Consider the following 656-nt stretch of genomic DNA (forward strand, 5'->3'; position numbering starts at 1 on the left):
GCTTGCTGTTTATTAATATTTCTAATGCTGAYTCAGRTATATCTTTGTAGATTCCTGTTGAGTTTATATATTCATTAATAAAAGTTCCATAATCAACACTAGGTATTGCAGGCGGAAAAAACTGCGAAAATAAATTCAACGAATTAAAAAAAGCTAATGTAAATATAAACAATAATCTCTTCATTAAAAAATCCATAACTTAAAGCTCAAAAGTATAATGTGTAACAGCCTCGTCAGGATAAAAATAATTATTTCCTTTATCTTTTATCATCTTTAACATATCAGCTATTGCTTTATAATATAAATAATAATAATTATATTGTTTATAAATCTCAATATTTTCTGCTGTTTTAAGCATATCATAATATTGCTTTGAAAGATTTAATGATGTTTCATACTGATTATCTATTTGAAAGACTCTATCATAATCCACCAAACGAACTATTTTATTATTGAAAGTAAATAAATCAGCCCCTCCGCTCTGCCAGCCTATAACAGAGTTTATTTCATTATTTGGTATAACACTAACCCAATCAGATTCCTCTGCTTTATCAGGAGGCACTGAAGAAACCTGCAATTGATAAGCACCAGATTTTTTAATATGCTCTTCTGTAATTGTAAAATTAGTTTCTAATCTATCTGCAGCTTCTTTAATT

2 pseudogenes are annotated in these 656 nt (G+C 27.7%); both read right to left on the reverse strand.

Going from position 1 to position 656, the window contains the following annotated elements:
* Window positions 1-196: pseudogene (locus GQX97_RS13675) on the reverse strand (hypothetical protein); the annotation flags it as partial.
* Between the two features lie 3 nt (window positions 197-199).
* Window positions 200-656 (reverse strand): annotated as a pseudogene (locus GQX97_RS13680) (hypothetical protein); the annotation flags it as partial.

It is taken from the genome of Brachyspira sp. SAP_772 (assembly GCF_009755885.1).
Lineage (GTDB): Bacteria > Spirochaetota > Brachyspiria > Brachyspirales > Brachyspiraceae > Brachyspira.